The sequence below is a fragment of the Bacteroidales bacterium genome (genome assembly GCA_023229505.1).
GTDB lineage: Bacteria > Bacteroidota > Bacteroidia > Bacteroidales > JAGOPY01 > JAGOPY01.
In genome coordinates this window covers 1-19384 of record JALNZD010000005.1, presented here as the reverse complement: position 1 = coordinate 19384, position 19384 = coordinate 1, and the positions used below count along the sequence as shown (strand labels likewise).

17 protein-coding genes are annotated in these 19384 nt (G+C 43.3%); 10 read left to right on the top strand and 7 right to left on the bottom strand.

Annotated elements, in window-relative coordinates:
• The first annotated feature begins 12 nt into the window (after window positions 1–12).
• The 5 genes from M0Q51_02960 (at window position 13) to M0Q51_02940 (ending at window position 6717) form a co-directional block, all read left to right on the top strand.
• Window positions 13–1815 (top strand): CoB--CoM heterodisulfide reductase iron-sulfur subunit A family protein, encoded by a 1803-nt coding sequence (locus M0Q51_02960; GenBank protein ID MCK9398942.1) that lies wholly within the window; start codon window positions 13–15, stop codon window positions 1813–1815.
• 10 nt (window positions 1816–1825) lie between these two features.
• Complete coding sequence (locus tag M0Q51_02955; protein MCK9398941.1) at window positions 1826–2983, top strand: 4Fe-4S dicluster domain-containing protein; 1158 nt, start codon at window positions 1826–1828, stop codon at window positions 2981–2983.
• A 10-nt stretch (window positions 2984–2993) separates the two neighbouring features.
• The gene (locus M0Q51_02950; GenBank protein MCK9398940.1) at window positions 2994–4754 is read left to right on the top strand and encodes a CoB--CoM heterodisulfide reductase iron-sulfur subunit A family protein; all 1761 of its coding nucleotides are present in this window, start codon (window positions 2994–2996) and stop codon (window positions 4752–4754) included.
• 92 nt (window positions 4755–4846) lie between these two features.
• Entirely contained in the window at window positions 4847–5236 is a 390-nt protein-coding gene (locus tag M0Q51_02945) for a response regulator (protein MCK9398939.1), read from the top strand.
• A 101-nt stretch (window positions 5237–5337) separates the two neighbouring features.
• On the top strand, window positions 5338–6717 hold the full coding sequence (locus tag M0Q51_02940; GenBank protein MCK9398938.1) for a HAMP domain-containing histidine kinase: 1380 nt from the start codon (window positions 5338–5340) through the stop codon (window positions 6715–6717).
• Here the strand turns inward: M0Q51_02940 and M0Q51_02935 are convergent.
• From M0Q51_02935 to M0Q51_02910, 6 genes are all read right to left on the bottom strand, one after another.
• Window positions 6683–8164: a hypothetical protein gene (locus M0Q51_02935; protein MCK9398937.1), complete on the bottom strand. Its 1482-nt coding sequence runs from the start codon at window positions 8162–8164 to the stop codon at window positions 6683–6685. The genes M0Q51_02940 and M0Q51_02935 overlap by 35 nt on opposite strands.
• Window positions 8148–8891 carry a YebC/PmpR family DNA-binding transcriptional regulator gene (locus M0Q51_02930; GenBank protein ID MCK9398936.1) on the bottom strand — a complete coding sequence of 248 codons (744 nt, stop codon included), beginning with the start codon at window positions 8889–8891 and terminating at the stop codon, window positions 8148–8150. Before M0Q51_02930 ends, M0Q51_02935 begins: the two co-directional genes overlap by 17 nt.
• Before the next feature lie 141 nt (window positions 8892–9032).
• Complete coding sequence (locus tag M0Q51_02925) at window positions 9033–10508, bottom strand: DUF2807 domain-containing protein (GenBank protein ID MCK9398935.1); 1476 nt, start codon at window positions 10506–10508, stop codon at window positions 9033–9035.
• Between the two features lie 141 nt (window positions 10509–10649).
• Complete coding sequence (locus tag M0Q51_02920) at window positions 10650–11702, bottom strand: hypothetical protein (protein ID MCK9398934.1); 1053 nt, start codon at window positions 11700–11702, stop codon at window positions 10650–10652.
• Window position 11703: 1 nt separating this feature from the next.
• Window positions 11704–12189 (bottom strand): RNA polymerase sigma factor, encoded by a 486-nt coding sequence (locus tag M0Q51_02915; GenBank protein ID MCK9398933.1) that lies wholly within the window; start codon window positions 12187–12189, stop codon window positions 11704–11706.
• A gap of 133 nt (window positions 12190–12322) precedes the next feature.
• Window positions 12323–12523, bottom strand: coding sequence for a hypothetical protein (locus tag M0Q51_02910; protein MCK9398932.1), 201 nt, complete (start codon window positions 12521–12523; stop codon window positions 12323–12325).
• A gap of 106 nt (window positions 12524–12629) precedes the next feature.
• Here M0Q51_02910 and M0Q51_02905 point away from each other — a divergent pair, with 106 nt between their 5' ends.
• The 3 genes from M0Q51_02905 to M0Q51_02895 all read left to right on the top strand — a co-directional run bounded on the left by M0Q51_02905 (window position 12630) and on the right by M0Q51_02895 (window position 15172).
• On the top strand, window positions 12630–13706 hold the full coding sequence (locus tag M0Q51_02905) for a T9SS type A sorting domain-containing protein (protein MCK9398931.1): 1077 nt from the start codon (window positions 12630–12632) through the stop codon (window positions 13704–13706).
• A 10-nt stretch (window positions 13707–13716) separates the two neighbouring features.
• A complete protein-coding gene (locus M0Q51_02900) occupies window positions 13717–14286 on the top strand; it encodes a hypothetical protein (protein MCK9398930.1) in 570 nt (189 codons plus the stop codon).
• 214 nt (window positions 14287–14500) lie between these two features.
• Complete coding sequence (locus tag M0Q51_02895) at window positions 14501–15172, top strand: hypothetical protein (protein ID MCK9398929.1); 672 nt, start codon at window positions 14501–14503, stop codon at window positions 15170–15172.
• Between the two features lie 27 nt (window positions 15173–15199).
• Here M0Q51_02895 and lepA read toward each other — a convergent pair whose 3' ends face one another.
• Window positions 15200–16987 (bottom strand): translation elongation factor 4, encoded by a 1788-nt coding sequence (gene lepA / locus M0Q51_02890; GenBank protein MCK9398928.1) that lies wholly within the window; start codon window positions 16985–16987, stop codon window positions 15200–15202.
• Between the two features lie 222 nt (window positions 16988–17209).
• Here lepA and M0Q51_02885 point away from each other — a divergent pair, with 222 nt between their 5' ends.
• Window positions 17210–18238: a hypothetical protein gene (locus M0Q51_02885; GenBank protein MCK9398927.1), complete on the top strand. Its 1029-nt coding sequence runs from the start codon at window positions 17210–17212 to the stop codon at window positions 18236–18238.
• Window positions 18235–19242 carry a type I glyceraldehyde-3-phosphate dehydrogenase gene (gene gap, locus M0Q51_02880; protein MCK9398926.1) on the top strand — a complete coding sequence of 336 codons (1008 nt, stop codon included), beginning with the start codon at window positions 18235–18237 and terminating at the stop codon, window positions 19240–19242. The genes M0Q51_02885 and gap overlap by 4 nt, the downstream gene beginning before the upstream one ends.
• Window positions 19243–19384: the final 142 nt, after the last annotated feature.

The following is a 19384-nucleotide window of genomic DNA, read 5'->3' as shown; positions in this document are numbered from 1 at the left end:
AAAACAGGAAATATGCGAACAGGAGTTTTTTTCTGCCAAATGGAAGAAAGCAGCATTCTGAAAATCGATGCTATTGCCAAATATTCAGCAAACCTTCCTGAAGTCGAAACGGTACAGATATTGACCATTAAACCGCATATCGAGGTGAAAACCCTATATGACCAGATCAAGGCGAATAACCTTGAGAGGATCGTTATTGCGGGAGATCTGCCAGGCTATTTTAAGCCGGTATTTACTAAAGCAATGGCCATGGCAGGAGGCAATACGGATGAAATTCGCCTGGCATCTTTCCAGGAACATGGCTCAAAGGGTGAATATGCCATGGATCGTGCCAAGGCTATCGTAGCTTGTGCTGTCATCGGTGTCCCTTTTTCGCTCGTAGCAATACCTGGCGGAAATCCGGTTAATCATGCAACACTGGTGATAGGAGGTGGTATAGCCGGGATACAGTCGGCACTTGAAATCGCAAATGCTGATAAGCTGGTATACCTGGTCGAGCAGACCGGAACCATAGGCGGTCATATGGCGATGTTCGACAAAACCTTTCCCACTCTGGATTGTGCTGCCTGTATTCTGACACCGAAAATGGTTTCTGTTGGTCAACATGAAATGATACGTCTCCTTACGAATTCGAAAGTTTTGGCTGTCAGTGGTAAACCGGGTTCCTACCGGGTGAAGATCCGGCAACGTGCCCGTTACGTGGACGTTAATTCATGTGTTGCCTGCGGCTTGTGCACGGAAGTTTGCCCTGTCAGGGTAAAGAGTGAATTCGATTCTGGAATATCCCTGCGGAAAGCAATATATATCCCTTTCCCGCAAGCTGTTCCTAATGCCTACCTGGTCGATGACGCTAACTGTAATTATATCCTTTCTGATGGTCAAAAATGTGGCATCTGTGTAAAAAAATGCCCAAAAGAATGTATTGACCTTAGCGCAAAGGATAGTACACTCGACATTGAAGTCGGAAATATTATCCTGGCGACAGGCTATGAATTAATGGATGTAAGCAAGATCGAACAATATGGATACGGGGTCTATCCGAATGTATTGACATCTCTCGAATTTGAACGTCTTACCAATGCATCGGGCATGACAGGTGGTAGGATCGTTACGAAAAGCAAGCAAATTGACAAAAAAACACAGATGGAGGAGTGGGTCTTTTCACCTGATGGCGTGCCTCCCAGAAGTGTTGCACTCATTCATTGCGTAGGATCAAGGAACAAAAAATATAATCCTTATTGTTCCCGTGTGTGTTGCATGTATTCCCTGAAATTCGCCCATTTAATCAAAGAAAAAATCCCCAATGTCAACGTTTACGAATTTTATATAGATATGAGAGCTTTTGGTAAAGGGTATGAGGAGTTCGCAGAACGGATCAAACAGGAGGGAACATTTATTATTCGTGGTCATACAGCTTCCGTCGCTTATAACAACGGACAAATGATTGTGCGAGGGGAAGATATATTCAATGACAGGTTAGTGGAATTTAAGGTTGATATGATCGTGTTGGCTGTTGGTCTGATACCTGCACCAGGTACGGAAGAGCTCAGCAGAATACTTGGAGTATCAAGAGATGCTGATGGGTGGTTTTCAGAGCTGGATTATAATGGAAGTCCTACTGATACCGATAAAGGTGGTATTTATGTTGCAGGAATGTGCCAGGCACCTAAAGATATTCCTGATACCGTAGCGCAAGCTTCAGCAGTTGCGGCCGGGGTTCTCAAAAGCCTCACCAGCGGGAAAGGAATTGGGCATTTAAGCAGTCTTTCCCTCAGCGAAATCGAAGCCAGGGCTAAACAAATTCATGTGATATAAGGAGGTAATTATGGCAATAAGAGTAAATCCCAGGTTTATTGATGACCTGGAAGGTTTTGGTGCCGAGGATGTTCAATTATGTTACCAGTGCGGGGATTGCTCCACGATATGCACCCATGCCGATGAAGTATTTAAATTCCCCCGAAAATCAATGCGTCAGCTTCAGATGGGATTGGAACGGAAAATTGAGACTACCCTTGAACCATGGCTTTGTTATTACTGTGGCCAATGCTCGGAACAATGTCCCAGGGAAGCAGATCCGGGGGAAACCATGATGAGTTTGCGCCGGTGGCTGATTTCCCGGTACGATTTTACCGGTATCGCACGTCAATTCTTTAAATCGAAAGCTGTTGAAATCATTTCACTTCTGGCCATTGCATTGCTTACTGGGGCGTTCTTTATTTACTACGGATTTTCTAGTGGAAACATTCATATCTATGATGGGGAAGGCGCATTCATACCCAGTTCGTTTATTCACAGGTTTGACCTCTCTCTTGGATTGATCCTGGCGATCTTTCTTATAATTGGCGCAATCCGGATGTGGTATTTTACAATGATTAGGGGGGGTACTGTTCCTGTTCCCTGGTGGCTTTACCTGAAGCAATCATATCTTTTTCCGTGGCATTTCTTCACACAAAAGCGATATGCGGAGTGTGAAGTTAAACGCGGGCACCGGGTTTTTATGCCATGGATTATTCATCTTGGTCTGATGTTGGGTTATGTCACTATGCTGATCCTGGTGATGGTATTTATTGAGCAATTACAGGCAGGTCCTGCAATTCAATGGCAAGTGCATATTTTTGGCTACCTTGCCAGTATCGGACTGATTGCAGGTACAATTTATTTTATCAGGAATCGTGTTAAGAAGAACTATGTCCAGTATAAAAAGTCGCATAGCACAGACTGGGTATTCGTGGTCTTGTTATTCCTGATCGTGGTGACGGGTATCTTACAGCATATTTTTCATCGTACCGGCCTTTATGAATGGTCTAATGTCACTTATGTCATCCACCTGATGTGTGTCGTACCATGGTTGTTCAGGATGCCATTCAGCAAATGGGCGCACCTTGTATATCGGCCCCTGGCCATGTATTTCGCTGCTATTCGCAGAGAAGCTTTAGCCCGCCAGGAAGAAATTCTTCATTCTTTTTCAATCGCAATCAAGTAAAAAAGAAGCCATGAAAAGTTGCAGAATCGGCGTTTACATATGTATGTGCGGCTCAAATATTGCCAAAATTGTCGATGTGGAAGCTGTTGCGAAATTCGTTGCCGGCCTTCCACATGTTGTACTTGCCAGGACATATAGATATATGTGCTCCAACCCGGGTCAGGAGATGATCAGCCAGGATATAAAGGAGAATAAGCTCGACAGAATAGTTGTTGCTGCCTGCAGCCCGAACATGCATGAGCGGACATTCCGGAGTGCACTAAGATCAGCCGGCTTGAACCAATATTTGCTGGAAATGGCGAATATCCGTGAACAATGCAGTTGGGTGCACAAAGACACTATTGAAGCGACCGAAAAAGCCATGGCCTTGGTCCAGGCTGCCATCCGCAAAGTTGTGCTGCACGATCCACTGGAAAGTATGTCGGTGGATATGTGCCCGAACATATTGGTTATAGGTGGCGGTATTGCAGGGATGACCGCTGCCCTTGAATTAGCAGATGCCGGCAATTTAGTCTACCTTGTTGAAAAGGAAGATCATCTCGGAGGTAACCTGGCACGTGTCGACCTGACAGCTCCCTACTTGTATTCCGCACGTGATCTTCTTACAGAAAGGATTACACGCGTTATGAACCATAAACACCTCCATTTACACCTCAAATCAAAAGTAACCAGGCTTACCGGATATATTGGAAATTTTACCGCGACCATAAATGAGCTTAACGGGAAGTTGGCCGGAGAGATTGAACCGCCTGAAATCCAGATAGGAAATGTGATAGTCTGCACAGGATATAAGGAATTCGATGCATCGCGGATTACACATTATGGGTATGGAAAATTGCCCGATGTCATTACTTCTTTCGAATTTGAAAAAATGGTCCGTTCCGGACGAATTGAGACCAGGGAAGGTAAAATACCCAAATACGTCGCTATAATTCACTGTGTAGGAAGCCGAAGCCAGGAGTTCCATTCGTATTGCTCCAGGGTTTGCTGTATGACCGCTCTGAAATATGTACATGAAATCAAATCTGCAAATCCAGAATGTTATATCTCAGACATTTATATTGATATGAATGCTTTTGGGAAAGGACATGAGGATTTTTACCGCCGTTCATCGGAAGCCAAGACAATGTTCCTGATGTATGAAAAAGGTGAGAGGCCGGTAATCCACAGAGCAGGACCAAAAGATGATTGCTCGATGATAATTGAGGTGAATGAAAAGCTAAGCGGGGAACTCATCGAAATCCCTGCAGACCTGGTTATCCTTTTAGTGGGGATGGAAGCCCGGGAAGACGCGGACGAAATAGCACACCTTGTCAATATTAGCCAGGATAAGGAAGGATGGTTTATCGAGAGTCATCCGAAACTTGAACCGGTTGCGACCACAACAGACGGAATTTTTATTGCCGGAACTTGTGTTGCACCAAAAGACATACCTGATACTGTTGCACAAGCCAGGGCTGCTGCAGCCAGGATTCTGGCAAGGATATCAAAAGGAAAAATCGAAATTGATGCCGTTTATTCTGAAGTCAATGAAGAGATGTGCTCCGGTTGCAGGTTCTGTAATCAGCTCTGCCCGTTCAGCGCCATTGAATTCAATGAAGAAGAAGGTCATAGTCATATTATCAGCGTATTATGTAAAGCCTGCGGTGTTTGTGTTGCAGCCTGTCCTTCATCGGCAATTAAAGGCCGGCATTTTACAGATCAGCAGTTACTTGCACAAATCGACGGATTATTCGCCGGGGTCGAATATGATCCACAGGAAGCAATTTAAAAGAGGTATAAGATTTATCCTGGCCATAAGGACTCTGACAATCATATAATCTTAACATGAATTAACCATATGTTATTTATTAAAAAAGAATAATGAAAAAAAAGATTTTATTGGTAGATGATGATGAAGATCTTCTTCGCTCGTTTCAGATCATACTCGAAAGCAAAGGCTTTGGTGTTATTACGGCTAATAACGGAAAAGACGGTTTCTTAAAATTTAAGAGTGAGCAACCTGATTTATTGGTTCTTGATATCATGATGAACTCGGACCTTGAAGGATACAACCTGTTGCACACCATAAAAAAAGAACCGGAGTTTAAAAAAATGCCAATCATTATGCTTACCGGTATGAGGGATCAGCTTGGGGTTAACCTGTACTCGGCCGTGGAGGATGAATCGGCATTTCCGCATGTGCGGTACCAGGATAAACCTATTGATCCTCTTAAACTCGCGGAAATGATCGGGGATATGCTTCAGGAATGAACAATGGCCAGGATAATATCCGGCACTTTTGTCCTTTTTGAATCATTCAGCGTCAATTATTTGATAATCAATTTACAGCAGGTCTGTGAATATGTATAATTATGAAGAAAAATGAAGTGTATGACAAACTGATTCCGGCTCATGTACACTTTGCCAGATGGTTTGTCAGGATCAGGTGGATTGCAATATTCATCCTGGTAATTTCAAATTATATTGTCAAATACTTATACAAGATTTCTATTCAGGATAAACCGATTTATTATCTTGCAGTTATCCTGCTTCTATTAAATATTTTCCATGCTATAATTCTGAAGCGGATTATTATAACTGGGGGGAGTAAGGCTACTGCCAAAATCAAGCAGGAGATCCATTTCCAGATTATTACGGACCTGATTATTCTGACTCTTATCCTCCACTTTTCAGGTGGCATTGAAAATCCATTGCTCCTCTTTTTTTTCTTTCATTTGATCATTGCCAGTTCTATATATAAAACACTGCAAAGTTATCTTTATGCCGCTTATGCCCTCCTTCTTGTTGGTTTTATGGCATTTTTTGAATGTTATTCAGTCATTCCCCATTATCACATTGAGGGATTTATCAACCCTGATCTCCACGACAATACTTTCTTTATTTACATTGCCGGTTTTATATACGCTTGCACAGCAATCCTTGTTGTAAGCCTGTCACACATGATTATTTCAAGGTCAATAAAAAGCGAAGAAACTTTTATTAAGTCGAACTTTGAGCTGGAAAATAAAGATAGACTGAAAAATGAATACGTCCTGCGTGTAACGCATGATATTAAAGGTCACCTCGCCGCAATCCTGAGTTGTCTGCAGGTGATCCGGTCCGGAATAGCAGGTCCCCTTAATGATGTCCAGGAAGAATTTGCTAATCGCGCCTTTGAACGTACTGAATTACTTAACGGTTTTGTTAAAAACCTGTTGAATCTTACAAGAAAACGGTTGCAAAAAGACAGTGAATTTGAGGAATTTTTATTAAAAGATCTGATCAATAAGGTTGTAATTCCAATTCAAACCCTGGCCAGGGACAAATCCATTGATTTCAATATATACTTCGATAGCACGATTCAAAAGATCACCGGGAATCCTTTCGCGATTGAGGAATTATATTCCAATATTTTGTTGAATGCTGTGAAATACACCCCGCTAAATGGACATGTTGAATTGACGGTCAGGGACAAACACAATCAAATCTTAACGGAAATTTCCGATTCCGGGATTGGGATTCCTAAAGAAGATCTGTCATTTGTTTTTGATGAATTTTACCGTGCCAGCAATGTTCCTAAAGATATCAAAACCGGATCGGGTTTCGGACTATCAATTGTCAAACAAATCGTTGAAAATCATAATGGAAAGATTTGGATAACAAGTGAACAGGGTGTATGGACAAAAGTTACTTTTTTGCTGCCTAAAAATCCAACCATTATTGATCAAACATTTTCATCCAATAGATATTAATTTCCCACTGCCCGATCTTCAATGTTCTGGTTGAGTCGGAAAGAGCCCCGAGATCGATCCCCTGGCTGGACCAGGCCTGCTCGGAATCCTGTTCGTCAGTTTCAGCTATAACTACCCTGGGATGATATTTTGCGACTGGATCCCGGTAGTTAAGGAAATTATTCCAGACCGGCAGAGCTTTTGACCTGGAATCCCAGGTTAATGAAGGCGCCCAGGCTCCGAGCACAACATCATCTGGTTGTAAACCCGCGGCAAGGTATTCATTGGTATCACGGATCACAAAAGTCCGGTGGCGGAATGTGTCAATATAATTGTAGCCATTGATGACTGTCATAGTGAAAAGCACCGCAATTGTCAGGATCCTCACAAAGGTTCTTGTTCTTGCTGCGGGCCATGATAAAAGTTCATATGATACAACACTCATCAGCAATCCCATTGAAACAAAAAGGCTTACCTGGTAACGGGTAGGCAGGTAAATCATGGCTAATTTATGCAATTCAAGCAGGAACCAGACCAGCGAGGAGAAAAACAGGATGGGGTAGCGCTTTGATGGTGTATGTTTAAGCACCAGGAAACCCGCTAAAAGCAATGCCAGGAAAATATAAACAAACCATTGAATCCAACCTTTCAGGAAATGATAATTGAGATTAAAGCGGATATATTCCCAGATCTTTCCGGAGAAAGTAAACTCGCCGGATTGATGCGCCATCATGTAATCATACGCTTCTTTATTGGGCAGGTACCAGGCCATTAAATAAAGTAAAAGGAAAAAGAGAAGGGTTGATGTAATGGCAAATCCTTGCCTGATGATCATTCTCCTGATATAATAATTGGTTGTAAACCATCGGATCATCAGCACGATCGGAAGGAGCAAAACCAGGTAAATAAACTGGATCTTGATGAAATAGGATAAAGAAAGAAATACACCTGATAAGACAGCGAAACCGTCACGTTTTTTTTGGATTTGATCCATATCGGATGAGCGGACCAAATAATGAATGGACAATAGGACTGCGGCGTTGGATAACATCTCTGCCATGCTGAAATGAGAGGATTGAAATACCTGGTATTGCAGAAGTGTAATCAAAGAAAAGATGATTATGATCAAACGATTCTTCTCATGCAGACCAATCAGGAGTAAGGCCAGAAAAAGCAAAACCAGGACGTAAAGGCGTGAGGCAACATGATTTGCCCCGAAAATTTTATAAGTTACCGCTAAAGGGAAACCCAGCAAAGGGGTTTTTAGCAGGTTATCACATTCACTAAGGTTAAGATCTCCGTGATTGACCCAATTCCTGATTTGTATCGTATTCAGTCCTTCATCAGTAAAAGGTCCGCGGCCAACAGACATATTTCGGTCGGGGTCGGCGCTAATAAATGGGAGATGGGATAGAAATATCAGCCCCAGGATAATAAAAAAAATTGGCTTGCTAATCTTCCATTTCATCCAGGAGTTCATCAGGGATGTCAAGGTTATGATAAACATTCTGGACGTCATCGTCTTCATCAAAAACATCAAGCGCCTTCATGATCTTTTTGGTTTCTTCTTTGCCTAATGTGACGTAATCCTTTGGGATACGCTGCAGTCGTGCATTTTCAGCAACTATTTCCAGATCCTCCAGTTTTTTCTGCATCCGTCCAAAGTCATCCATAGCTGTCTCCACTGTGATGTAGTCCTCTTCTGCCGAAATGTCCTCGGCCCCGGCATCGATCAGATCAAGTTCATATTCTTCTCCTTTGAGATTTTCCTTCGGGATTGAAAAAACACCTTTCCTGTCGAACATGAAGCTCAAAGAACCATTAGTCCCCATGTTTCCGTTGAATTTATTAAAAATTGATCTGATATTACTGACGGTTCTTTGTTGGTTGTCGGTTGTGCATTCGATGAAAACGGCTACCGCATTAGGAAGGTATCCTTCAAAAGTCACTTCGAAAAAGCTGTTGGCATCTTTGTTGCCGCCTTTAACGGCCCTTTCGATATTGTCCTTGGGCATACTGACCCCTTTGGCATTCTGGATCACCAACCTTAGTCGTGCATTATGGTCGGGATCGGGTCCCCCTTCTTTAACGGCTACCTGGATTTCTTTGACAATTTTCGAAAAAATCTTGGAACGCTTAGCATCAGCTGCCCCTTTTTTATGCTTGATCGTGGACCATTTATTATGACCGGACATACCTGCGGAGTTTTAAGTTTTGAGTTTTGAGTTTTAAGTTGTTGTAATTTAAACCTTTAAGTTAAAATCGAACGGGAGGTAAAGATAAAAGAAATTTTTGAAATGAAAATAACTCAACACTTAAAACTTAAACCTCAAAACTTAAAAGCACGCCAGCGTGATCCCCGCCGACCATGGATATAGCTCCGGGCCTTTACCTTTTCTGAACATGGTGTTCAGGGAGTAGTTAGCCCAGAAATTAAGGAAATTCCATCCGATCCTGGCTGTAGCGTCAAATTTAAAAGGCTGCAGGAACCAGTCGCCGTAATGATATACTTTAGGATCATTCGGTGAAAAGGCAATGAAAACATCATCATACAGACTGGTTTCAGGGTTGTATTGCGTGATATGAAATTCAGAATTCAGCTCGTTGTAATATTTTTTTGTATGGGAAGATAACCGGGCACCGACTACAATACCTACGTTGATATGAAAACCATTTTTATGATAACTGGGAGCCGTCTGGAATTCGAACAATATGGGGAGTGTTGCGTACATGACAGATAATTTCGATTTCCGGATGCTGATATCCTGGTCGAGGTATCCGATCAGTTTAGAGGATTCCATATTAAGCCTGGTGGGGCGCAAGAACCTGTAATCGTTAAAACTAAGTCCGAGGCCGGTTACCATTCCCCATTTCTGATTTTTCGAAAAAGATATATTCTGTTCGAAAAAGTTCAGGTTAACAGCAATTGATTTCTCCATCCTCAAATCCAGGTACTCGTATTCTTTGGGGAAATTCATGTTGAAATCCGGTTTAACATAGCCGTTAAAGCCGATATCCACACCTGCCCAATGCCCATTGAATTTTGGTTCTTTACAACGTTTGGTCTTAACTTCTCCGTCTTCATCAATTATAATCACCCTGTTGCCTACTTTCACTTTCACGGAATCATCACCTTCTGTGATTACCACGCCCGTGCCTGGCACATGGATGTAAGTGGTGTCGCTGTCATCATCTATTTTAACTATGATCTCTTCGGATTCTTCAGTTTCCCATTCCCCTTCTTCGGAATTAATTTCACCTGCGCCACTGGTTTTCCCGGTTACTCTTTCAGCATTGACATTTGCTGTCGCAGCCCCGCTGACATCAGCATCTGTTGTAATGGTGACCAGGTCTTCGGCATCCAATGTCGCAGCGCCACTGACAATGGCGCTATGCTGCTGTGCTTTTCCTGAAAGTTCCAGATCGGCTGCACCGGAAACTTCCGATCTTAGCGTGATAACATCCAGTTTCAGGTCAACCGTGGACGCACCTGAAACTTCAATGGAAAGCATATCTGCTTTAATTATATTTTCTCCGTTAACTTCAGCCGCCCCATGTGCTTCTATGCGCGAAAGGGTAGGGACGGTGATATAAAGGTTTAGCGGCGTATTGCCCCCGATCCTGTTCGATGAAATGACCAGTTTGTTGCCCTCAACCCCGGTGATAATTTGCCCGATGGTTTTTTGCCTGGCTTCCACTTCGACCTTCTGAGGTTCGCCAATAGTAAGTGTCACTTCAAATGCCCCGCCAACATCAATCTGATCAAATGCTGGCAGATCACGGGTTTCGCGGATGATTTCATTCTGTCCCATAACAGAGGTGTTTAACAGGAAAATCATCCAAAAGAATGATAGAACAAAGGTTGCTTTCAAAATGTTATTCTTTTTCATAATCGTTTTGATTGTTAAAGTCTTTTGCGTGGGACGGAATAAGGGCATAAAATGTTACAGAGCTTATTCCTTATTCAGATCTTTCGACCAAAGAAGCCGGTCCTGGTCAATCAAAGCATAAGATTTGACCTTCCCATCTTCATCTTTCCTCATGTAAAGCTCAAGGTCGCGGTCAGAGATGCTGTTATACCCGCTGATACCAGCTTTTGCGAACGACCAGAAATTGAAATCAGGTTTCAGGATCTTGTCGAAGTTGGCCTGCTTACGAATTCCACCCCGGGCCTGGTCCAGCATATTGCTAAAGACCCTGGCGATGAGAGATGGCTCTTTTTTATCAATAGTAATTATGGATAGGCTTTTACGACCGGACATGCTCAACGCGACATCTTCTGTCGGATGAGCTGCAATGCTGGCCTGATCTGCAAACGGTTTTAACCGGAATGAAATTGAGCGTGCAATTTCAGCGATCTGATCCCGGGATGGATTTTTAATTGCCTTGATTTCTTTTTTCATCTCAGGAATTGAAACTTGTGCTGCGATCTGAGATGGCTTGGATTCAGGAATTTCAGAGACATTGAGATTGACAGGCGGTACTGTTTTAACCTCGGGCTGCTGGAAAAACCTGATACCGATGAAAAGCAGAATCACGGCTGCTGCCGACGGTAACAGCCAGAACAGGTGTTTGACAGGGAAATAGGCACCTTCTTTCTTTAATTCATTTTTCCGTCGGTAGGAAATTGAAAGATCAGGCAAAAGTTTCGTATACCCGAATAATTTATGATCAAAGCTATAAGCCGGGTTTAGAGAAAGAAATTCCTTCAATTCATTTTCTTCAGCTTCATTCAGAAGACCTTCGACATCCCTGATCATCCATTCATCGACATTATCCTGATCAATATGACCCGTAGGATGGATATTTTTTTTTAGCCGCTTTTTCAGTGAGTCGTTGTTAAATTCTTCGAAGGGCAGGGGAGATGGATCGAAATCTTTGAGAACAGGCTTCAGATCAGGATTGGCTTCAAGAAAATCCGTAAGTTCCCTTTCCATTTCCGGGGAAAGGTTGCCTTCCGCGTGATCGAGGAAGAACTGCTCGTAATTATCTTGATTAATATACATATCAGACAAGGTTTTCGATGCTGACCAGGTAATTTTTCAGTGCCAGCCGGCCGCGGAAAATATAAACTTTCACCTGCGATTCATTTAGTCCCGTTATATTTCCGATTTCTTCATAACTGTATCCTTCATAGTCTCTTAACAGGATCAAAGACAGCTGAATTTCCGGTAAACGCTGCAGGGCTTCATCCAGGACGACTTTCAGGTCGTTGTACTGGTGATGGTAATGGTCCTGCGGTTCAGTTTTCGCGTCAAGGCGGTCCATCCTTTTTTCTTTCCTTATATAATCGATCATCCGGTGATAAGCTGTTGTAAAAAGGTAGGATTTAGCTCTGGACTGGCTTATTTCACGGAACTTCAGCCACATTTTTTCAAAAGCATCCTGAACAATATCCATAGCTGCCTGGTCATCCCTTATATTTTTCAGGATAAACCGGTACACACCGTCGGAGTGGTTATCCACGCACTGGTTGAATTCCGCAACCGTCATTCAGATGTTTTTGAAATTCCAAATTTAAGCATAAGACGGAATAGTGAGAGAATAGTTACAGTTCGCAGTTCGCGGTTCGCAGTTCGCAGTTCGCAGTTCGCAGTTCGTGGTCGGCGGTTCCCGGTCGGCGGGTTTAATGGACTGCAAACTGGGAACCGGGAACTGGGAAGCATGGAGGCATGGAGGCATGGAAGCATGGAGGCATGGAAGCATGGGGGCTTAATATATGTCCTTTAAGGACAAATGAAAATAGCCCCGGATGAAGTCCGGGGTCGGCAAGGGCAATGCCTTTAAAAGTCCCGTCAGGGACGAATGAAATGAGATGACATCTCAACCGGACTTTTCAACATTTTCCTCACATTTTATTGTTTTTCTTGCGTTTTGTTCTTATATTTGGGGAAATTAAATGTGTTACAGAAATCACTATTAATTTGAATAAAATGAAAAAGTCCATTGCAGTTTTAATATTCATTGCGCTTGTTTCTTCTGTAAGAGGAAATATTGCTACACCCCAGGCCTTTATTTCAGAAATTATCGTTGATAGTGCGGGTAATTGGACGATAGAAATGGGATTTTATGAATGGAGTATCATTGAAATTGACTCCATTGTGTTGAAAACATCTTCTGGCAGTTCAGTTATATCCTTTTATACTCTTATACCAGGAGGAGGGTCACAATACTTTGATTCCTTAGCACTCATAACCAGCTTAAATCTTGAAAATCCGGTTTCAATCAACCTGGAAGGAGACTTTGTGAAACTAATCAGTTATGCGTGGGAGGACGATCCGTTTGATTCCGTTGCATTTGGCAATTACCCTGGCTCGTATCTCGATTGTATCCGGGACGGAGAATCTGTAATTTACTTAAGTTATAGCCAAACGCAGTGGTCATACACCGGAAGTTATTGCATAGACATATCTCCTACAATTGGTTCTGAAAATGATACGATAGGGGCTCTTGGCAGCTTTTCCGGAGTGTTTTTTGACTTATTAGGTAATCCATTCACTGAAGGTTATTTCCTTCTTCCGGGTGTAGAGAACACGACGATACAAATCCAACCTGACGGTTCATTTTCCGAAAGAATTTTTGCCCGAAGATTTACTTTTGATACAATTGAATATTACCATCCACCGTCACCATCGGAATATTACACAATTGAACCAGTTGACTTCTGTTTACGACCTGATTCTTCACATTACCAGGATATTATTACAACAAGCCTGGTAGAGGGGATTGAATCAAAAGAAAATGATGTTGAAAATGTTATTACGATATCACCAAATCCCTTTGCAGATAAGGTTACATTTTACTTTAATCTGAAAAATAGTCATCCGTCAGATGAATTAAGTCTGTTGATTTATAGCCTGGATGGGAGAGAAATTCACCGGATCCAATTATCCTCTGATCAAAAACGATATGACTGGGCACCTGCAGGTTCTGTTACAACAGGGACGCTAATTTATAGCCTGAAAAAGAATAACCAGGTTATGAAAACCGGAAAATTCATCAAACTATAATCCCGGTTTTATGCATAAGACTCTTCTTTTTTTAATCTTTTTGATCTCTTACAGTATTGGTTTTGGCCAGGATATCTCTTTTTATAAAGAGAATATTACTATGAAAATTGAAAAGGATTATTTCTATGTCACAGGAAATTATTACCTGAAAACTAATGGAGATAAGTTAGCTACGCTGGTCTATCCGTTTCAGGTTGATTCTTTGATGGGAGAAGTGGACTCGATCTACATTTTTAACCTGACGGCAAATGAACCTGTTGAACCTCTTAGTAATAGGAGAGATGGCATTGTCTTTAGAGCAGATTTTGGTGACAATACTGAATTGTTGATTCTTATTTCATACAGGCAAAAGCTTTCAGGCAATCGGGCGGAATATATTCTGGAATCGACGATCGGATGGAGAAAGCCACTTGATCAAGCTGATTACCAATTAATTATACCGGATAACCTGAAGGTTGTCAGATTTTCCATTCCACCGGATGAATCAATTTTAACTGATACGGAACGCATTTATTACTGGTCAAAAACTGACTATATGCCTACGGGTAATATGGTTTTTGAGTTTATTGACAATAAGTGAGCAAGCGATAGCTGGCAGTTGGCAGTTGGACTGCGGGGAATTTCATATTCCATTTTTCATGGACGATGGACGATTTTTCATTTTTACAGCACATAGACATAGAAGAACACATAGAAGGAAAATATATTTGAATAAATCTAACTTTTTATGATATAATACGGGATAGCCTGATTTTTAAATATATTTGCATTGATAAACATCAAATCATAATCCCATGAAGAAAATCAGTTCAACATCATTTATAGTTATATTGTTTACGCTGGTAATACTTTCAGCCTGTAAAAAGGAAAATTCCGGTAACCAATCCTCTTATGAGGATCAGATCATGATCATGGTCGACAAGGCAGGATCAGATATGGACAACCAAGAGGTTCTAACGGATGATTCTTCACAGACCATATACATGTTCAATGATGGCATCGCGGTAGATTTCCTTGCAGATGAGACCTATATGGATGAAAACGAACATGGGATCAGTGCTGAAAATAAATTTATCCGGGATCGTTCTTTCATTCATTGCCTGAAAGGACTATCGTTATCAGAGACCCAGAAAGCCGGGATCAAACAGGATCTTCGAGTATACAAAGCTTGCACACAAAATGCCATTCAGCGGGCAAAGACGATTTACCGTGAACTGAGTGAAAAGTACAAGGTGAAGTACCAGCGTTTGTGGAATGCTTATCAGGACGGGACCATTACCAAGGAAGAATTCCGTGAAAAAGTTACTGAACTGAAAGCAGCCTTTAAAAAGGAACTCCGGGAAATGCACTTTAAAGAAAAACTGGATGACACATTAAAGGTTTGCCTGCGGAAATTCTTTAAGGCTCTGCACGAAACGCTTAGCGAACGGCAATGGAATGCCTTCGTTGAATGTTATAAGCAATAGCTTCCCCGCTTCCCCGCCTCCATGCCCTCAATCCAGCTTCAGCACCGCCAGGAAAGCCTTCTGCGGGATCTCGACGTTCCCGACAAGCCGCATGCGTTTCTTGCCTTTTTTCTGCTTCTCGAGAAGTTTACGTTTACGGGTGATATCGCCGCCGTAACATTTGGCTGTGACATCCTTGCGCAAGGCCTTGATGGTTTCACGGGCGATAATCTTTGCACCGACAGCGGCCTGGATGGCTACTTCGAACTGCTGCCGCGGGATCAGTTCCCTTAATTTTTCACACATTTTCCGCCCCAGTTCATAACTGTGGTCTGAATGGATCAGGGAGGAAAGGGCATCTACGGGTTCCTTGTTTATAAGGATATCGAGTTTGACCAGTTTGGCAGGCCTGTAATCAAGATGATGGTAGTCGAAGGATGCATATCCTTTGGAAATGCTCTTCAGCTTATCGTAAAAATCGAAAACGATCTCCCCAAGCGGCATTTCAAAGGTAACCTCGACCCGGTTGGAGGTCAGGTAAACCTGATTCTTCAGGATGCCTCGCTTGTCGATGCAAAGCTTCATGATCGACCCGATATATTCTACCTTGGAGATGATCTGCGCTACGATATAGGGCTCCCTGACGTGCTCAATATATTTGATATCGGGCATTCCTGACGGATTGTGGACCTCAATGGTCTCGCCCTTATAGGTGACTACCTGGTACGAAACGTTGGGAACTGTTGTGATCACGTCCATGTCGAATTCACGGTCGAGGCGTTCCTGGACGATTTCCATGTGCAGCAGGCCCAGGAACCCGCCACGGAACCCGAATCCCAGCGCTGCTGAGGATTCCGGCTCAAAGGTCAGCGAAGCGTCATTCAACTGCAATCTTTCCAGCGAGGCCCGCAATTCCTCGTAATCATCGGCATCTACCGGGTAAAGCCCCGCGAATACCATCGGTTTGACCTCCTGGAACCCGCTGACGGCAGCAATCGATTGCCTGCTGACATGTGTGATGGTGTCGCCCACCCGCACTTCTTTGGAAGATTTAATACCACTGATAATATATCCGACATCTCCTGCCCTCATCTCCTGGCGCGATTCCATGGTTAGTTTCAGCACCCCGATCTCATCGGCTTCATACTCACGCCCTGTTGCGACGAATTTGACAAGGTCCCCTTTACGGATAACTCCTTGAAAGATCCTGAAATAGGCAATGATCCCTCGGAATTGATTATAAACGGAATCGAAGATAAGGGCTTGCAAAGGTGCGCTTTCTTCTCCGGATGGAGCAGGGATACGCTGAATTATAGCTTCAAGGATATTATCCACCCCATAACCGGTTTTCCCGCTGGATTCGATGATCTCTTCAGGCTTGCATCCCAGCAGGTCGACGATCTGCTCGCGCACTTCATCAGGCATGGCGTTCTCCATGTCCATTTTGTTCATAACCGGGATCACCTCAAGATCGTGATCGATAGCCATGTAAAGATTAGAAATAGTCTGTGCCTGCACCCCCTGGGTTGCGTCTACGATCAGCAATGCCCCTTCGCAGGAAGCAATAGAACGGGAAACTTCATAGGAAAAGTCAACGTGGCCGGGCGTATCAATGAGGTTGAGCTTATAATCGACCCCTTCATGCCTGTAATCCATCTGGATCGCATGGCTCTTGATGGTAATCCCGCGTTCACGTTCCAGTTCCATATCGTCGAGCACTTGCTCCTGCATTTCTTTGCCGGTAACCGTGCCGGTTATTTCAAGTAGTCTGTCGGCCAGAGTGCTTTTCCCATGGTCGATATGGGCTATAATACAGAAGTTCCGGATGTTATTCATTGTTTGCAAAAGTAAAGATTTTTATTAAACCAGCAAGGAGCAAAGAGCTTAGAACATAGAGCTTAGAGGATTAAATGCTCTATGCCTTATGCCCTATGCTAATTTCCTGCATTTAAAACTTTCATATGCGTTTTTAATTTTATACGATGATTGTATATACCTTTGCAAGCCTTTTAAAATGAGGATTGATTAATTCTAAAATAATAATTTAATCTTTTGATTATGAGCAAAGTAAGATTAGGAATTATGGGTTTTGGGGAGATCGGGCGACATATCTATCGGCTTTGCATGGAAGATGATATGTTCGAAGTGGTTGCTATCAGCGACTACGGCAAGCCGGATATTCTTGCATATCTGTTGCAGGCAGAAGTGAAGGGGCGGGTAAGTGTTACACTGGAAGATGGAAATTTTATTAATTCTCCTGCCGGCCGCGCCCGTGTTGTTACCGGCGGCACGCCAGGCGATGTACCCTGGGATATTTTTGATGTCGATGTCGTGATTGATGCCACAGGTATATTCAAAAGCAAAAAGGATCTCAACAAGCACCTGAAAGCCGGAGCGCCGCATGTTGTGCTATCCACACTTCCGGAAGATGAGATCGACCGCATCGTGGTCATGGGTGTGAATGATCATACTATCGATCTTAAAGACAAAATCGTTTCGGCAGGATCGGCTACAACCAATGCTACAGCATTGATGCTGAAATTCTTTGATGAAAAATACGGTGTAGATTATGCCATGCTGACCACAGTGCACTCTTATACATCCGATCAGCCTCTTCGCGATAAGGCCGGTGTCGATTTCCGCAGGTCACGTTCCGCTGCAGAGAACATCATCCCTAACGAAACACCGACACCCAGGTGGATACCTTCAATTCTTCCCAAATTCAAGGGAAAAATTGAAGGTATGTCCTTAAACGTCCCTATTCCCAATGGGTCATTGCTTGATCTGACCATGATCTTCAAAAACAAGGACGTCACCATCGATCAGGTGAATGAAGTCATGTATGAGGCGGCAGCCAAACTGCCAGATCTTGTTCAGGTAGCTGAAGACCCTATCGTTTCAAGCGATGTCATCAATAACCGCCACGCGGTGGTGTTCGACAAGCTGGCTACCCTGAAGTCGCAAGGCAAGATGATCAAGACCCTGGTCTGGTATCACACTGCCCTGGCCCAGGCCTGCCGCATCCTCGATGTGATCAGAGCATACCATTTATTACAGGAAAAAACCGCGAAAGGAGGTACCAAATGAGAGTAGCAATTAACGGATTCGGAAGAATCGGACGTTCAGTATTCAGAATCCTCGATGCCGACCCAAATATTGATGTCATTGCTATCAATGACCTTTATGACAATGATGTCTTAGCTTACCTGCTGAAATACGACACGGTGATGTCAAATTTCTACAGTGAAGCTCACATAGAAGGAGATTATCTGGTAACCCCGGAAGAGAAAGTGCTGATGCTTTCCCAAAGCGATATGGCGCTGCTTCCGTGGAAAGACTTAGATATCGATGTCGTTGTAGAGGCGACTGGTGTCTTCAGAAAGCGTTCCCAACTTGAAGGCCACTTGCAGGCCGGTGCCAAACGGGTTATCCTGACGGTTCCTTCGAAAGATGAGATCGACTTTACGGTCGTGATCGGTGTGAATGATGATGGCCTGAAGCCGGAACACCGCATCGTTTCAAACGCAAGTTGCACGACGAACTGCCTGGCCCCTGTAGCTAAAGTGCTTCATGATGCCTTTGGGATCATAGACGGCCTGATGACCACTACACATGCTTATACCAACGACCAGCGCCTGGCCGACGTTCCTCACAAAGACTGGCGCCGGGGCCGTGCTGCTGCCGAAAACATCGTCCTGACCACAACCGGTGCTGCCAAAGCAGTTGGTAAAGTGATACCGGAACTGAAAGGAAGGCTCGACGGGATGGCGTCCCGCGTGCCGGTACCCGATGGTTCCGTCGTTGACCTGGTCGTGGAAGTCGGAAAAGATGTTACGGCTGAAGAAGTGAATAAAGCGATGAAAGCGGCTGCAGCAACAGACTGCATGAAAAACGTGCTGCTGTATTCCGATTTTAAATGGGTTTCTTCAGATGTCGTAGGCAATCCTTACTCATCTATCTTCGACCCTGAGTTCACCCGGGTTCTCGGGAACCGGATCGTGAAAGTGCTAAGCTGGTATGACAACGAATGGGGGTACTCCAACCGCGTTGTCGACCTGATCAGGCTGTTCAAGGCCATGGATGGCAAATAAATTTTTCTATCTTCTGAGGGTGTATCAGTATTAATTAATTGATGATTTGACATGATTTCCATTTTTGATCGACTTTTCGTCGACATGATCTCAAAATGGATTTCATGTCTTATCTATTCTTGATATTTTTTCTGGTTAAGTC

What these genes read in the sequence shown, in the direction of transcription:
- M0Q51_02885 (MCK9398927.1), top strand. Translation starts at nt 17,210, where the DNA reads ATGAGCAAAGTAAGATTAGGAATTATGGGTTTTGGGGAGATCGGGCGA.
- M0Q51_02920 (MCK9398934.1), bottom strand. Translation starts at nt 11,702, where the DNA reads ATGTATATTAATCAAGATAATTACGAGCAGTTCTTCCTCGATCACGCG.
- M0Q51_02960 (MCK9398942.1), top strand. Translation starts at nt 13, where the DNA reads ATGCGAACAGGAGTTTTTTTCTGCCAAATGGAAGAAAGCAGCATTCTG.
- M0Q51_02945 (MCK9398939.1), top strand. Translation starts at nt 4,847, where the DNA reads ATGAAAAAAAAGATTTTATTGGTAGATGATGATGAAGATCTTCTTCGC.
- M0Q51_02950 (MCK9398940.1), top strand. Translation starts at nt 2,994, where the DNA reads ATGAAAAGTTGCAGAATCGGCGTTTACATATGTATGTGCGGCTCAAAT.
- M0Q51_02940 (MCK9398938.1), top strand. Translation starts at nt 5,338, where the DNA reads ATGAAGAAAAATGAAGTGTATGACAAACTGATTCCGGCTCATGTACAC.
- lepA (MCK9398928.1), bottom strand. Translation starts at nt 16,987, where the DNA reads ATGAATAACATCCGGAACTTCTGTATTATAGCCCATATCGACCATGGG.
- M0Q51_02930 (MCK9398936.1), bottom strand. Translation starts at nt 8,891, where the DNA reads ATGTCCGGTCATAATAAATGGTCCACGATCAAGCATAAAAAAGGGGCA.
- M0Q51_02905 (MCK9398931.1), top strand. Translation starts at nt 12,630, where the DNA reads ATGAAAAAGTCCATTGCAGTTTTAATATTCATTGCGCTTGTTTCTTCT.
- M0Q51_02935 (MCK9398937.1), bottom strand. Translation starts at nt 8,164, where the DNA reads ATGAAATGGAAGATTAGCAAGCCAATTTTTTTTATTATCCTGGGGCTG.
- M0Q51_02955 (MCK9398941.1), top strand. Translation starts at nt 1,826, where the DNA reads ATGGCAATAAGAGTAAATCCCAGGTTTATTGATGACCTGGAAGGTTTT.
- gap (MCK9398926.1), top strand. Translation starts at nt 18,235, where the DNA reads ATGAGAGTAGCAATTAACGGATTCGGAAGAATCGGACGTTCAGTATTC.
- M0Q51_02925 (MCK9398935.1), bottom strand. Translation starts at nt 10,508, where the DNA reads ATGGGACAGAATGAAATCATCCGCGAAACCCGTGATCTGCCAGCATTT.
- M0Q51_02900 (MCK9398930.1), top strand. Translation starts at nt 13,717, where the DNA reads ATGCATAAGACTCTTCTTTTTTTAATCTTTTTGATCTCTTACAGTATT.
- M0Q51_02895 (MCK9398929.1), top strand. Translation starts at nt 14,501, where the DNA reads ATGAAGAAAATCAGTTCAACATCATTTATAGTTATATTGTTTACGCTG.
- M0Q51_02915 (MCK9398933.1), bottom strand. Translation starts at nt 12,189, where the DNA reads ATGACGGTTGCGGAATTCAACCAGTGCGTGGATAACCACTCCGACGGT.